This window comes from Exiguobacterium sp. SH5S13, assembly GCF_004337085.1.
Lineage (GTDB): Bacteria > Bacillota > Bacilli > Exiguobacteriales > Exiguobacteriaceae > Exiguobacterium > Exiguobacterium aurantiacum_A.
In genome coordinates, this window is record NZ_SJUS01000025.1 from 20120 (window position 1) to 34950 (window position 14831).

Below are 14831 nucleotides of genomic sequence, written 5' to 3' on the forward strand. Positions count from 1 at the left end.
TGTTAACTGATCGATGTGACGATCCGGTCCTTACCGGCCTGTTTCCCGGCCCGGAGGCGGTCGTCTGCTTCTTTGACGAGTGTGTCGACGGCCTCCAATCCGTCGCGGCACGAGACGCCGAACGTCATCGTGACGCTGAGGCGACGCCCGTCATAGATCGTCTCGGTCGCCTTGATTCGTTCCCGGAGGCAGTCGAGCGTCTGTGCGACCTCATCTGCTGTCTGATTGCTCAAAAACAGCAAGAACTCTTCTCCGCCCCAACGGACACAGATCCCGTCGGTCCGCTCGAGGGCGGCGGCGACTTGTTTGAGGACGAGGTCGCCACAATCATGGCCGTGGCGCTCGTTGAACGCTTTGAAGTGGTCAATATCGGCGAGTGCGACGGCATATGGGCGGCCGTCTGCGACGGCTTCCATGACGGCTTGCTCGATTCGTTGATAGCCGGTCATCCGGTTATATAGCCCGGTCAATCCGTCCCGTGAAGCGAGGACGTTCAATCGTTCGTTCGACCGTTCTAACTCGGTCGTCACCTCGACGACCGAGTTCTCGAACACGAACGTCAGCCCGGCGATGAGTGCGATCGTCGACAGCAGACAAGTCAGCCCGATCACTTGCTCGATCATGGGGGCGAGCGGCTGTGTCCCGACCGTGACGTTCAAGTAGAGGAAGCTGTAGATCGCCATCGCGAGTCCGGTCGACATGATACGGACCAAGCGACTGACGTTCGGCATGAAGAACACCCCGTACGCCACCATGATGATAAAGTAATGGACGTTCGCGCCCCACCCGAGGACGATCGTCGAGATGATGGCGTTATAGACGACTTCGACGAACAGTCCGGTAAAGAATATCCGGTAGTACCGTTTATGTACGAAATAGAATGAGAGCGTGTAATAAAGAACGCTGAACACGTTCGACCAGGCGAGCACGGTGACGTCGAGCCGCCAAAATGTGATCAGGAACACGACATGGATGAGCCATGCGAGCGCGTTCCCGTAAAAAGTGATGCGGTAATTATACAGTGTACCGCGACGTTCCTCATAGGCAGTCCCCACGTGAACACCTCCTCGTTCCAGTATACCGAAACGGTAAGGATTTGCCTACGCCTGTTCATGAATCAAGTCAATCCACTCTCTGTAAACGTTGATTTAAGGACGTTATAATTGCGTGAAATATCTATTTCACGCAATGTTTATAGAAGCGTCGTTTGATTCGTTAAAACAGACGTTGGTGGCATCGTTCGATTTAAAAGCGAATCAACAGGGTGACAATACATTATTATGTAAACCACTATGAGGGATATAAACTTTTGTTTCGACAGCCGTTCATCCGTTAAGCGAAAATAAAGCTTGAAACGGGGAACGAGGTAACGTTACACTGAGAACGTAAACAAAAGGGGGATTTCAGGATGGACGACCAACGTTTGAAACAACATCTCGCTGAAGCGAAGACGATCGCTGTCGTCGGTGTGTCATCGAACCCGAACAAGACCGCCAACCAGATTGCGGAGTATTTGCTCCTGCAAGGGTATACGGTCATCCCTGTCAATCCGACGCTCGAGACGTGGAACGGCCGCAAGGTGTATCCGACGGTCGAGAGCATCCCGGGACGAATCGATATCGTCGACGTGTTTCGCCGGAACGAATATTTGGCCGGCGTTGCCGAGGACGCGGTCCGTCATGGGGATGTCGGACTCGTCTTTAACCAGCTCGGTCTGTCGAGCAAGGACGCCGAACGAATCGTTCATGCTGCCGGACTTGACTACATCGAGAACCGGTGTATTTACGTCGAGCATGCTCGACTCCTCGGCTGAGACCTGCCCCTGCGGCAGGTCTACTTTTTTTCACGCGTCGACGGCGCGGAGAGGAAGGCTTGCCAGAATCCCGAAACAGCTATACAATTAGGTATGAAAAACGAACATGTGTTCGAATATGAGGTGACTGACATGTCAACAAAACTATTTAATTATAATGAAGACGCCATCCAAGTGCTCGAAGGGCTCGCTGCCGTTCGGAAACGACCAGGGATGTATATCGGCTCGACCGACCATCGCGGGCTGCACCATCTCGTCTACGAGATCGTCGACAACGCGATCGACGAGGCGCTCGGCGGTTTCGGTGACCAGATCGATGTGACGATCCATAAAGACGATGCCATCACGGTCCGTGACCACGGGCGCGGGATGCCGACCGGGATGCACGCCTCGGGAAAACCGACACCGGAGGTCATCTTCACGGTCCTCCATGCCGGCGGTAAGTTCGGACAAGGCGGCTATAAGACGTCAGGTGGACTGCACGGTGTCGGCGCCTCGGTCGTCAACGCGCTCTCGAGCAAGCTGCTCGTCACGATCTATCGCGACGGCAAGGTGTTCGAGCAGACGTTCGCTGACGGCGGTGTGCCACAGACGACGCTCCTCGAGACGGGGAAAGCCCGCCAGACCGGGACGAGCGTCTACTTCAAGCCGGACACAAGCATCTTCTCGACGACGACGTATAACTACGACACGCTCGCCGAACGGCTCCGAGAGTCGGCTTTCCTATTGAAAAGGTTGACGATCACGTTGACCGACGAACGCTCGGACAAGCAAGAGACGTTCCATTACGAGAACGGGATCGCCGAGTTCGTCCACTATTTGAATGACGACAAGGCGACGCTCCACCCGACCGTCTACTTCGAAGGGACCGAGAACGACATCGAGCTCGAACTCGCCTTCCAGTTCACGGACGCCTACTCGGAGAACGTGTTGTCGTTCGTCAACAACGTCCGCACCCGGGACGGCGGGACGCATGAAGTCGGCGCCAAGACGGCGATGACCCGGATCATGAACGAGTACGCCCGCAAAAACGGCTTGTTGAAAGAAAAAGACAAGAACCTCGACGGCGGCGACGTCCGTGAAGGGTTGACGCTCATCGTCTCGGTCCGGATCCCGGAGGAGTTCCTCCAGTTCGAGGGACAGACGAAGTCGAAACTCGGCTCGCCTGAAGCCCGTGCCAGCGCAGACGCCGTCATGGCCAAGCAGCTGACGATTTTCCTCGAGGAGAACCCGCAGATGGCGACGATGCTCATCAAGAAAGCGATCCGCGCGGCCCAGGCCCGTGAAGCGGCCCGGAAAGCGCGTGAAGAGGCGCGTAACGGCAAGAAAAAGAAACGTTCGAGCATCTTGAACGGGAAACTGACGCCGGCGACATCAAAAAACGCCGCCAAGAACGAGCTGTTCCTCGTCGAGGGGGACTCGGCCGGCGGTTCGGCCAAACAAGGCCGTGACCGGACGATCCAGGCGATCTTGCCGCTCCGCGGGAAGGTCATCAACTCGGAGAAGTCGAAACTCAATGACATCATGAAAAATGAGGAGATCAACACGATCATCCACGCGATCGGCGCCGGGGTCGGACACGATTTCGATCTCAGTGACTGCAACTTCGACAAAGTCATCATCATGACCGATGCCGATACGGACGGGGCCCATATCCAAGTGCTCTTGCTGACGTTCTTCTTCCGTTACATGCGACCGCTCGTCGAGGCGGGCAAAGTGTTCGTCGCCTTGCCGCCGCTCTATCGCATCTCGAAAGGGAAAGGCAAGTCGGAGCAGTTCGAATACGCCTGGGACGAGGAAGCGCTCGAGAAACTCGTCAAAGTGTACAAAAAAGGCTATATCATCCAGCGCTACAAAGGTCTCGGTGAGATGAACGCCGATCAACTGTGGGAGACGACGATGAACCCGGACACACGGACACTCATCCGCGTGACGATCGATGACGCTGCCGTCGCCGACAAGCGCGTCTCGGTGCTCATGGGGGACAACGTTGCCCACCGCCGCGAATGGATCGAGGAGAACGTCGCCTTCGGGCTCCAAGAAGATGATTCGATCATCGCCAATGAACATGTGACTAAAGCGATTGAGGAAGTGATGTAACGATGTCGACGATTCAACACATTTTAAACTTGTCGCTCGAACAGGTCGTCGGAGACCGTTTCGGGCGTTACTCGAAATATATCATTCAAGACCGGGCGCTCCCGGACGCGCGCGACGGGCTCAAGCCCGTACAGCGCCGGATCTTGTATGCGATGCACCATGAAGGCAACACGAACGACAAGGCGTACCGGAAATCGGCCAAGACGGTCGGGAATGTCATCGGGAACTACCACCCGCACGGTGACTCTTCTGTCTATGAGGCGATGGTGCGTCTGTCGCAAGACTGGAAGCTCCGCTACCCGCTCATCGATATGCACGGGAACAACGGCTCGATGGACGGCGACTCGGCTGCCGCGATGCGGTATACCGAGGCACGGCTGTCGAAGATCGCCGGTGTCATGCTGACGTCGATCGCGAAGAACACGGTCGACTATACGCCGAACTTTGACGATTCGACCGAGGAACCGCTCGTCTTGCCGTCACTCCTACCGAACCTGCTTATGAACGGGACGACCGGGATCTCGGCGGGGTATGCGACCGAGATCCCACCGCACAACTTGACCGAGGTGCTCAATCTCGCCATCGCCCGACTCGCCGGCGAAGTCGAGACACCGAATGACGCCTTCCGTTACATGCAAGGTCCCGACTTCCCGTCCGGTGGCACGGTCATGGGCAAAGACGGCATCTTGAAAGCGTTCGAGACCGGTAAAGGCAAGATCATCATCCGCGCCAAATCGGTCATCGAGCCACTCAAGGGCGGCCGTGAACAGATCACGATCACCGAGCTCCCGTATGAGGTGAACAAGGCCAACCTCGTCAAGAAGATGGAAGAGCTCCGTCTCGACAAGAAAGTCGAAGGCGTCGCCGAAGTCCGTGACGAGACCGACCGGACCGGGGTCCGCGTCGTCATCGAATTGAAGAAAGAAGCGGACGCGGAAGGTGTGCTCCACTTCTTCTTGAAGCATACCGACCTGCAGCTCGCCTATAACTACAACATGGTCGCGATCGTGCAGCGGACACCGAAACAGCTCGGTCTGTTACCGATCATCGATGCGTATTTGAAACACGTCGAGGAAGTCGTCACCCGCCGGACGACGTTCGAGCTCGAACAGGCGAAGAAACGCGCCGAGATCGTCGACGCGCTCGAACAAGCCATCTCAGTGCTTGACGAGACGCTCGAACTGATCCGTTCGGCCAAGGACAAGTCCGAGGCGAAGCAGAAGCTCATGGATCGCTTCTCGTTCACGGACCGTCAAGCCGAAGCGGTCGTCATGCTTCAATTGTATCGTTTGACGAACACAGACATCGTCGAGCTCCAAAAAGAAGCGAAAGTGTTGCAAAAAGAGATCGCGCGCCTCGCCAACATCTTGAACGTCGACGCGACGAAGCGGAAACTCATCTCAAAAGAGTTGACGGCGCTCCGCGACGAGTTCGGTGATGAGCGGCGTTCGGTCATCGAGGCCGAAGTCGAAGAATTGAAACTGAAGACCGAGGTCATGATCGCCGTCGAAGAGACGATGGTGTTCGTCAGCCGCGACGGCTACGTGAAACGTTCGTCGATGCGCTCATACGGCGCCTCGAGCGAGGATATGCCGGAGATGAAACAAAAAGACCGGTCCGTCCTCCTCACACAGGCGATGACGACCGACCACTTGCTCGTCTGGACGAACAAAGGCAGCTACCTGCTCATCCCGGTCCACCAGATCCCGGAGACGAAATGGAAAGACGCGGGCCAACACGTGGCCAACCTCGTGCCGATCGAAGGCGAGCAAGTCGTCTCGGCCGACGTCGTCTCGACGTTCGAGACGGACGCGCACTGCCTGTTCGTCACGAAAGACGGCATGGTCAAACGGACACCGCTCCGTGACTATGACGCCCAGCGCAAGTCGAAGGCGCTCATGGCGCTGAAACTGAAAGGGGACGACGAGGTCGTCTTCGCCGGCATCAGTGACGGTCCAGGCCAACTCTTCCTCGTCTCTGAGCGTGGATACGGGCTTTGGTTCAAAGAAGACGACGTCCCGGTCGTCGGACAGCGTGCCGCCGGTGTCAAAGCGATGAACTTGAAAGACGGTGACGTCGTCGCCGACGCGTTCGCCTTCTTCACACCGCCTCTGTTCGTCCTCGTGACGCAACGCGGAGCGGTCAAGAAGATGAAGCTCGAAGACCAATTCGACTGCACGAACCGCAACTTGCGTGGCACGATGCTCATCCGTGAGGTCAAATCAAAACCGCACCAGATCCGCCGCGTGCTGCCGGTGCATGGGGATGAAACGATCCACATCGTCGGCAAAGAGACCGCGAAGACGGTCAACGCGAAACAACTGACACTGCTCGACCGCTACGCCAACGGCTCATTCGTCTTCGACGAGGAGACGTTCGGTGACATCGAGGACGTCTATCTCGATTGATTCAGCAAAAGCCTGCACACGCGACAGTATATGTCATGTGTGCAGGCTTTTTTTGTCTCTATTCGTCTTTGTCAGTCATGGAACGCTCTAAGATACCGTTCCAAGTCCGTCTGTTGAAGCAAATGGTGTCTGGTGTGCATCTCGATGAGCGTGTACCACTCTTGCGCGTTCAACCAGCCGAAGCCGCCATGTAGCGCTTTACAGTTCGGGTCGGCCGCGTGAATCATCGGCGCACACTTCTCCAACCGTGTGATGAGGTCGTCAAGACGGCGTTTCAAAGCTTCACGGCTATCGGTATTGTCGGGCGGGGCGTTCATTTCGTCCGGTAGTTTGATTTTAATAGGGGGGAATCCACCGTCGCTAAACAACAGCTACCCAAACTCGGTCTTCCCGAGCGGTTGGTGCTCAGCATTCGTCAGACATGCTTCCATCTCGTCTAGATACTCATGGGCGACGACGATGATATGGTCATACATCTGCCCGATCGACCAAACATCCGTGAGCCGGGTGTCGTAAACTCCAGACTGGCGCGACAAATACTTTCTTGCGGGAGCGGGTATTATGAAAAGGAACAATCAAGCCCGATGGCGAATGGGATAAGCAGGACAAACGATGGAGGGATTTCTATGTCAGACTGGCTCACTTGGGCCAAACGGCTACAAGCACTGTCGCAAGCGGGCTTGACGTTCACGAAGGACGAGTTCGACCGCGAGCGTTATCTCGAGCTCCAGGAGATTGCGACCGATATGTTCGAACGACAGTCGAACCTCGCCTTGCATGAGATCACTGAACTGACGCACGTCAACGGCTACCCGACACCGAAGCTCGACGTACGCGGTGTCGTCTTCCGAGACGACGAGTTGCTGCTCGTGCGTGAGCGGTCGGACGGGCTGTGGACGCTGCCAGGCGGCTTCTGTGAGGTCGGGCTGTCACCGTCAGACAATATCATCAAGGAAATCGGGGAAGCGGCAGGCTTTGATGTCGCCCCGATGCGCCTCGTCGCCTTGTTCGATATGCACCGTCACCCGCACCCGCCGTTGTCACAACATTATTATAAACTGTTCATCGAGTGTGAGCTGATCGGCGGGGAAGCTCAAGTCAGCCATGAGACGAGCGAGATCGGCTTCTTCTCGCGTGACGCCTTGCCGCCGTTGTCGCTCGCCCGCAACACGCTCGAACAGCTCCATATGTGCTTTGACGCCCGGTGGCAGGACGATTGGGTCACACTGTTCGACTAGGAAAGGGGAGGTCTTATGAAAGTCACACGGATTGAAGATGTCCACCAGCTGACGTTCTATTCACCCGTCTTGCCGATCAACGTCCAATTGATCGAGAAAGAGCTCGGCCTCGTCTTGATCGATACCGGGTTGAAGCAGAACGCCGCTGACATTTTAACGTATATCGAGGCACAAGACCGCCCCCTCCTCGCGATTTTGCTCACCCACGCCCACGGGGACCACGTCGGTGGGGTCGATACGATCCTGAAGGCGCATCCACACGCCGAGCTTTACGTCTCACGCCGTGACGCCCGCTTGTTAGCAGGGGACCGAACGACGGACTCAGGTGAGCGGCCACTCAACATAAGAGGCTCGTTGCCGCCGATCCGGTCGCTACCGGACAAGCTGCTCGACCCGGGTGAGCGGCTGTTCGGTCTTCGCGTCTATGCCGCCGCCGGCCACACCCCGGGCTCGATTGCTTATTTCGATGAACAGCATCGCCTGTTGTTCGCCGGTGACGCGTTCCAATCACATGGGGGAGTCGCAGTGGCAGGGGACACGCGTCCGTTGTTCCCGCTCCCGGGTCTGGCGACATGGGACAAGCGGGCCGCGGTCGACCATGCCGAGCGGTTGCTTGACTTGGCGCCGCGTCATACGTTCGTCGGCCACGGCAAAGCGCTTGAAGGCACACATCGGCTCTATTTGGCACTGAAACGAGCTAAGCGTAAGCAAGCCCGTCGCTTTTCACGATAATCTTTGGGGGTATGACAGATGGAGTTACGGGAGATTCGGACGACGGATTACCGGCAAGCCGAGCAAATGCTCGAGATTCAACGGAACGCCTATGCGGTCGAGGCCGAACTGATCGGATTTGACGAGATTCCGGCCCGATATGAGACGGTCGAGGTCATTCAAAACTTGCCGGGTCTGAGCTACGGCTTATACAACGAGGAGCGGATGATCGGGTTTGTGACGATCGAGGCGGCCGAGAACACGGTCGAGATCACGAAGCTGTGCATCGATCCGACATACTTCAGGGCGCGGCTCGCGACGACGTTGTTAGAACACGTGCTCAGTCTACACGAGGACAAACTTGTCTACGTGCATACCGGCAAACATAACGGTCCGGCCAAACGATTGTATTCGAAGCTTGGCTTCGAGCCGAGCGCCGAGTTCGAACCGGAACCAGGTGTCACATTGATCCGGTTTACGCGAATTTGATCCCGATCTCATAATTTCAGATTCTGTCTCACTACTTTAAGTATACTAAAGGATTGAGACAGAGTTTTATTTTTACTGATAATATATGTTATGTAAACTAATAAAATTTGAACCGATTCCCTGATAGTTTTCAGGACTCACCTGCTTCCCACGTTCACGTGATCAGTTATGTTGGCAGGTCGTGCTTCCCTTAGCCACCGATTCGTTTTGTTTTTCCTCGCTCAGACGTTGGCACAGCTTGATTTCGTTCAGATTTTATAAAATGCATCCTCTTTTCAGCCAGTCATAGATCGGTTTCTGGACATCCTCAAGCGCAATAGGAATGTTCGTCTTGGGATCCCATTTTGTCGTTATCGAAATACTGCCCATCACTTTTCCGCCTTTCTTCTCAATCCTTTTTGTAATTGAATCGATAACCTGTTGGGGAACTTTTTCATCACCTTTAGTTATGAACAGCCAAACTTTCTTGTTTTTGAAAGAAGTCTTTTTTAAGTAACTATTAATTGCCGGAGGCGTCTTTCCTGCCCAGACTGGGGTTCCTAGGAATAGATGCTCATATTCTTTTAATGCAAAGTCCATTGGTATGATAACGCCTCTCAGACCAACAAACGCTCCCATTGCTGCACCGGCGATGTTACCGAGTTTTCGCTGCTTTTTATCTTCGATTCTTTGAATGTCAAACTCTGTAAGCCTTTGAATTTCTTTCGCGACTACTTCTGTACTGCCGATCCATGAGTAATATACAATCAAGCTACTATTCTTCATTATGTCACTCCTTACCTCGTTTTTAGCTTTTCCTCCCTCTATCTACAGAGGAAATACCCTTAAACGATGGCAAAGAACCTAACTGTCCTCGCCTGTTCTTGGACAGGGTAGCATAGGCCTTCCTCTCGGGACCTAGTAGCACAGTCCTCTCACCTAATTTAAAAAGCTGAGGACTCATCTTGCCTCTATCTCCCACTTGCGCACCTGTCGATTCTCTAGAGGTTGAAGGTTGGTGAATCGCATGCTGTTCCATAAATTATTCTTATCTGTATTACCTGTATGAAACCCTGATTCAATGACATGACAGCGCTTTTAGAATAAACGTTTCAAAAATATCTTACCTGCTGTTTCTATGTTCTTCGCAGTTGCCTGTAGGCGTTCATCATGCTATTTTTAGACAGACGATACTTTAAGGAGGAACACGAATGAAACGTATGACAAAAGGTTTAGCAGCGGTTATCTTGCTCGCTGTCCCGCTCGCGGCGTGTGGTGATTCTAGCACCGATCAGGCCGATACGACACGCTGGGATGAGATCAAAGAAGAAGGTACGCTCACGGTCGGTACGGCCGGAACACTCTATCCCGCCTCGTTCCGTGAAGAAGAAAGTGACGATTTGACGGGGTTTGACGTCGAGGTCATGAAAGAGATCGGAAAACGTCTCGACCTCGAGGTCCAGTTCAAAGAAATGGCGTTCGACAACATGTTGACGAGCGTCCAGAACGGACAAGTCGATGTCGTGGCGAACGACATCTCGGTGACGGAAGACCGGAAAGAGAAGTTCGCCTTCTCCGTACCGTATAAGCACACGTACGGGACGGCAATCGTCCGGAAGAGCGATCTTTCAGGCATCAAGTCGCTCGAAGACTTGAAAGGTAAAAAGGCAGCTGGTGAAGCGACGACCGTCTTCATGGACGTGGCGCGCCAGTATGGGGCTGAAGAAGTCATCTACGACAACGCGACGAACGACCAATATCTTCGCGACGTGTCGACAGGTCGGACCGACGTCATCTTGAACGACTACTACCTCCAGACGCTCGCCCTCGCCTTCTTCCCGGAATTCGATATCACGATCCATCCGGATATCGCCTATAACCCGCAAGACGTCGCACTCTTGATGAATCAAGACAACGTCGACTTGCAAGAGAACATCGACCGCGTCCTTGAAGAGATGCTTGAGGATGGCACGGTGAAGGAGCTGTCCGAGCAGTTCTATAACGGTGCTGACGTATCCGTCGAACCGGACGTCGACGCGACAATCGTCGAATTGGACTAAGGCGATATGTTCGAAGGTGTGAAGTGGGAAGCGATCTTTGACGCCGACCTCGCCATCCGCTCGTTCCCATACTTGCTAGGTGGGCTACCGAACACGCTCTGGATCTCCTTCCTCAGCATGTTCTTCGGTTTAGTGTTAGGGCTCGTGCTCGCGCTCGGGAAGCTGTCTCCGTCAAGGCTAGTGCGTTATCCGTCGACGTTTTACGTCTCGTTCATGCGCGGCGTCCCGATCTTGATCATCTTGTTCATTCTCTACTCGGGGTTCCCGTTCATCGGGATCGAGTTCGCGGCGCTGACGGCAGCGATTATCGGCTTCAGCTTGAACTCGGCCGCCTATATCGCGGAGATCATCCGCGCCTCGATCCGTGCCGTCGATCAGGGACAGATTGAAGCGGCCCGCTCGCTCGGCATGAACAAGTGGCTGACGTTGAAAGGGGTCACGTTGCCTCAAGCGACGCGGATCGCCCTGCCCCCGCTCTCGAACGTGTTCCTTGATCTGATCAAGGCGAGCTCTCTCGCCGCGATGATCACCGTCCCTGAGATCTTCAACAAGGCGAAGATCGTCGGTGGTCGTGAGTTCGACTATATGACCGTGTATTTGGTCGTCGCTCTGATCTACTGGGGCATCTGCACGTTCATGTCGTTCTTCCAAGACTGGCTCGAGCGGCATTTCGAACGCTATTTGGATACACCGAAACGATGACTGACTTGCCTGATGCGGGCAGGTCAGTTTTTTCGTCGGGCGGCTATTGAGAAAGTGACATGGTATAGTCAACATATTCCATCATTCAATCCAAAGGAGACGCATCACATATGTTCTCAAAACTCTTATTTTTCTCGGCACTCATCATCACACTCACGTATATTTTGTTCGATGGGCCGGCATGGGTCAGTGCTTTAAACCCATATACCAGCATGATCGTCCTCTATTACGTGTTTGTCACGTTTCATCATCGCAAAAAAGCGAAATCTTCCTCTCCGGATTAACGGTGTGCAATGGACGCATTCGGGAACGTCTAGTCTTTAGCGTGCCACCTCGGTCCACGAGTGTGCTATGATTTTCTTAATTATCAGAAAATAGACGGGGGAATTTTATTATGGTGCAACAATGGACGACACATTTAAACGGTTTAGTGATCGGGCAATCGAAAGCGATCAAGCTGTCGACGATCGCCTTGCTTTCAGGGGGACATGTCTTACTCGAGGACCGGCCGGGGACGGGCAAGACGACGCTCGCCCGGAGCCTCGCCTCCTCCGTATCGGCCGCGTTCCAGCGCGTGCAATGTACGCCGGACACGCTGCCGAGTGACATTTTAGGGATGGAACTGTTCAATCCGACGACAGGAGCGTTCGAACGTCGGACCGGACCGATCTTCACATCGATTTTACTCGTCGATGAGATCAACCGGACGACACCACGGACACAGTCGGCGCTCTTAGAGGCGATGCAAGAGCGTCAAGTGACGCTCGGTGAGGTGTCGCTCCGTTTGCCGGACCCGTTCTTCGTCATCGCGACGCAGAATCCGTTCGACGGACAAGGGACGTTCCCGCTTCCGCAGGCTCAGCTCGACCGGTTCTTGTTCAAGCTCTCGCTCGCCCCGCTGTCACGGGAGTCAGAGCGCCGGCTGCTCCGAAACGAGCATTTGAGCGCCGCTCCGTTCACGTTGAAACACGAAGAGCTCGCCGTGATGCAGCAAGCCGTCCGTGACGTGACGCTGCACGAGGCGATGGAGGATTATCTGCTCGACTTCGTCGAGGCGCTTCGGCACCACCGGGACATCGAGGTCGGGCCGAGCCCACGGGCGACACTCGCCTACACGATGGCGGCCCGGGCCCACGCCTACATGGACGGACGGGACTACGTCGCACCGGAAGACATCCGGGCGCTCGCCTTGCCGATTCTCGGACACCGGATCGTCTTGACGGTCGAGGCATCGCTCAAGACGAAACCGTCGAAACTGATCAAATCTGTGTTAGAGACCATCGCGGTCCCATCCGAGGTGTGACATGCAACTCGTCAGCCCGCGCTATCTAGAATCCGCCTACATGTGGCTCTTGTTCGTCGTCGGGGTCTTCACGGCGCTTTACGGGAACGTGTTCCTCGCGAGCGCCTTGCTCGGCGTCAGCATCTACGCGCTCGTCATGCCCGAGCTGTTGTTCCGCCTGGCCGAACACGTCCGTGTCGAAGTGACGGACGAACTGAAACTGTTCCCGGGTGACGAAGAGTCGTACGTCATCCGCCTCATCTCGACTGCGAAAGTCCCGCTCGGTGTCGTCCGCTTGTCGGGTTATCTCCACCCGACCGTCGAAGTGGAAAACCACGCCTTCTGGCGCCAAGAGAATTATGTCGGCGGCGAGTCGGTCGTCTCCTATGACTTACCGCTCAAAGCCATCAAGCGAGGTCCGATCCGTGTCGAGGCGATCGGCATGGAGATCCGTGACCCGCTCCGCATGTTCTCGCTCTATAAAGAGGAACCGCTCGCAAGGATCGGGTACGTCTTCCCAGAGTTCCTGCCTTATCCGATCCCGAAACGCCCACCGACGCTACCGGGTGAGGAGATGGTCCGGCATAGCGCCTACCGTGACCCGGAGACGTTCCAGTCGGTCGCCCCGTATCACGGTCAACCGATGCGTCAACTGTACTGGTCGGCTTACGCGAAGACGGGCGAACTGCTGGCCCGGACCGAGCAACCCGTCCAGGCGAACGAGTACGTCGTCGTCTTGGACTTGTTGACGAAAGACGGCCGCGCCCTCACCCATCAGATGGAACGGGTGATCTCGCAAGCGGCGGCGCTGTGCCGTGACTTCGAGAAAGAGAACGCGAGCTATGGGCTGATCGTCCCGACGCTGACGAAAGATGGGATCACGTACGATCTCGCACCTGGGAGCGGCGAGACCCATTTCCGCAAGGTCATGACGACGCTCGCTTGTCTGTCGGAACGAGACTTCCCGATGGCCCGGTCATTGTTCGAACGGAAAGTCGCCAAATATGGCGGCAGCCAATCGATTCTTCGGCTCGGAGGTGACGGCAAATGAACTGGCTCTGGTGGTTGTTCGCCGCATTTTATGTCGGTCACGTCTATCCGCTCGTCTTCCTGTTGACGCTCCGTCTGCCGCGGAACTGGCAGCTCGGCGTCCAGACTTTGCTCAGTATCGGTGCGCTCTGGTTCTCGTATGAGATGAGCATCACGTTGCTGTTGTTCACGTATGCGCACGCCTTCATCCGCACGCTCGATTGGACCGACCGTTACGCGATCGCGAGCGTGTTGTTCTTGATCACGGATTGGCTGTTCCCACCGGCCGAGCAACCGCTCCTCATGATCGTGTTCCCGTTCCTGTTTTTATTTTGGCAACGGAGCCTGTATTACCGTCGCGACTATAAACGGATGTTGTCGACGCTCGTCGTCGGCCTAGCGGTCGGTCTCGGACTGGCTTTTGTCATCCGGACGGTCAAAGAGCTGTTGTTCGGCGACCTCATCACTTGGATCCGACCGTTCTTGCTTTGGATCGGCGGCTGGTTCGATGGGATCACGCTCGACCCGTCCGACCGGGTCAATCGATTCATGATACCGGACAACCCGAACCTCGATGCCGAGACGATCGCGAACGAGACGTTGCTCGAATCGGCGAAGAATCAGTCTTCCGCGCTAGTCATCTTCTTCATCGTCCTGCTCGTCGGCGGTGTCCTGTTGTTCTTCTATTTACAAAAGCGAAAAGACATCCAAGAAGTGCTGTCGGTCCCGAAAAAGGCCCATCAGACGGCACGGACGGAACGTCGCTTGACGCGGACGCCACGTGATGTCCGCTTGCTCGAGGCCGGACGCCGGCTCGAACAGGTGCACCCTCGCCATCGCGAGGAGACCGCGCACGAGTGGTTGGAACGGATCGACTTTACCGACGGAAGCTTGTTCGCAAGTTGGCTCGAGGCGGCCGAGTACGGTGAGAAAGAAGCGCCGACCACGGTCGTCGAGGCGTTTGAACGACACGTCAAACACGTGTTGAAAAAATAAAACCAGCCAAGATGTTCGGGATTG

General features: G+C 55.4%; 16 protein-coding genes. 12 read left to right on the forward strand and 4 right to left on the reverse strand.

All coding sequences use genetic code 11. From position 1 onward, the window contains the following. Positions 1-2 precede the first annotated feature (2 nt). On the reverse strand, positions 3-1055 hold the full coding sequence (locus EVJ30_RS12200; RefSeq protein ID WP_131469301.1) for a GGDEF domain-containing protein: 1053 nt from the start codon (positions 1053-1055) through the stop codon (positions 3-5). Positions 1056-1408: 353 nt separating this feature from the next. Here EVJ30_RS12200 and EVJ30_RS12205 point away from each other — a divergent pair, with 353 nt between their 5' ends. The 3 genes from EVJ30_RS12205 to parC all read left to right on the forward strand — a co-directional run bounded on the left by EVJ30_RS12205 (position 1409) and on the right by parC (position 6321). Continuing rightward, positions 1409-1813, forward strand: a complete 405-nt coding sequence (locus EVJ30_RS12205; RefSeq protein WP_016508698.1) for a CoA-binding protein — start codon at positions 1409-1411, stop codon at positions 1811-1813. Positions 1814-1945: 132 nt separating this feature from the next. Continuing rightward, positions 1946-3913 carry a DNA topoisomerase IV subunit B gene (gene parE / locus EVJ30_RS12210; RefSeq protein WP_131469303.1) on the forward strand — a complete coding sequence of 656 codons (1968 nt, stop codon included), beginning with the start codon at positions 1946-1948 and terminating at the stop codon, positions 3911-3913. A 2-nt stretch (positions 3914-3915) separates the two neighbouring features. After that, positions 3916-6321, forward strand: coding sequence for a DNA topoisomerase IV subunit A (gene parC / locus EVJ30_RS12215; RefSeq protein ID WP_070327244.1), 2406 nt, complete (start codon positions 3916-3918; stop codon positions 6319-6321). Between the two features lie 71 nt (positions 6322-6392). Here the strand turns inward: parC and EVJ30_RS15300 are convergent, their stop codons facing one another. Together EVJ30_RS15300 and EVJ30_RS15305 are read right to left on the reverse strand one after the other, a co-directional pair. Beyond that, positions 6393-6638, reverse strand: coding sequence for a DinB family protein (locus EVJ30_RS15300; RefSeq protein WP_370250967.1), 246 nt, complete (start codon positions 6636-6638; stop codon positions 6393-6395). 54 nt (positions 6639-6692) lie between these two features. Continuing rightward, the gene (locus EVJ30_RS15305) at positions 6693-6857 is read right to left on the reverse strand and encodes a hypothetical protein (protein ID WP_201739081.1); all 165 of its coding nucleotides are present in this window, start codon (positions 6855-6857) and stop codon (positions 6693-6695) included. Positions 6858-6947: 90 nt separating this feature from the next. Between EVJ30_RS15305 and EVJ30_RS12225 the strand changes: the two genes are divergently transcribed. From EVJ30_RS12225 to EVJ30_RS12235, 3 genes are read left to right on the forward strand one after another with little or no spacing between them, the layout of a single operon-like run. After that, a complete protein-coding gene (locus EVJ30_RS12225; protein WP_131469305.1) occupies positions 6948-7559 on the forward strand; it encodes an NUDIX hydrolase in 612 nt (203 codons plus the stop codon). A gap of 15 nt (positions 7560-7574) precedes the next feature. Next, positions 7575-8291 carry an MBL fold metallo-hydrolase gene (locus EVJ30_RS12230; RefSeq protein WP_070327246.1) on the forward strand — a complete coding sequence of 239 codons (717 nt, stop codon included), beginning with the start codon at positions 7575-7577 and terminating at the stop codon, positions 8289-8291. 18 nt (positions 8292-8309) lie between these two features. Further along, complete coding sequence (locus EVJ30_RS12235; protein WP_016508735.1) at positions 8310-8759, forward strand: GNAT family N-acetyltransferase; 450 nt, start codon at positions 8310-8312, stop codon at positions 8757-8759. Between the two features lie 255 nt (positions 8760-9014). Here EVJ30_RS12235 and EVJ30_RS12240 read toward each other — a convergent pair whose 3' ends face one another. Then, positions 9015-9524: a flavodoxin family protein gene (locus EVJ30_RS12240; RefSeq protein WP_131469307.1), complete on the reverse strand. Its 510-nt coding sequence runs from the start codon at positions 9522-9524 to the stop codon at positions 9015-9017. 425 nt (positions 9525-9949) lie between these two features. Here EVJ30_RS12240 and EVJ30_RS12245 point away from each other — a divergent pair, with 425 nt between their 5' ends. From EVJ30_RS12245 to EVJ30_RS12265, 6 genes are all read left to right on the forward strand, one after another. Further along, on the forward strand, positions 9950-10798 hold the full coding sequence (locus EVJ30_RS12245; RefSeq protein WP_131457699.1) for a transporter substrate-binding domain-containing protein: 849 nt from the start codon (positions 9950-9952) through the stop codon (positions 10796-10798). A 6-nt stretch (positions 10799-10804) separates the two neighbouring features. Beyond that, a complete protein-coding gene (locus EVJ30_RS12250) occupies positions 10805-11500 on the forward strand; it encodes an amino acid ABC transporter permease (RefSeq protein ID WP_016508715.1) in 696 nt (231 codons plus the stop codon). 110 nt (positions 11501-11610) lie between these two features. Continuing rightward, a complete protein-coding gene (locus EVJ30_RS15200) occupies positions 11611-11784 on the forward strand; it encodes a hypothetical protein (RefSeq protein WP_161566967.1) in 174 nt (57 codons plus the stop codon). Between the two features lie 110 nt (positions 11785-11894). Then, positions 11895-12803, forward strand: coding sequence for an AAA family ATPase (locus tag EVJ30_RS12255; protein ID WP_070327249.1), 909 nt, complete (start codon positions 11895-11897; stop codon positions 12801-12803). A 1-nt stretch (position 12804) separates the two neighbouring features. Next, complete coding sequence (locus tag EVJ30_RS12260) at positions 12805-13833, forward strand: DUF58 domain-containing protein (RefSeq protein WP_131457698.1); 1029 nt, start codon at positions 12805-12807, stop codon at positions 13831-13833. Beyond that, positions 13830-14807, forward strand: a complete 978-nt coding sequence (locus tag EVJ30_RS12265; protein WP_131469309.1) for a hypothetical protein — start codon at positions 13830-13832, stop codon at positions 14805-14807. The genes EVJ30_RS12260 and EVJ30_RS12265 overlap by 4 nt, the downstream gene beginning before the upstream one ends. Positions 14808-14831 lie beyond the last annotated feature (24 nt).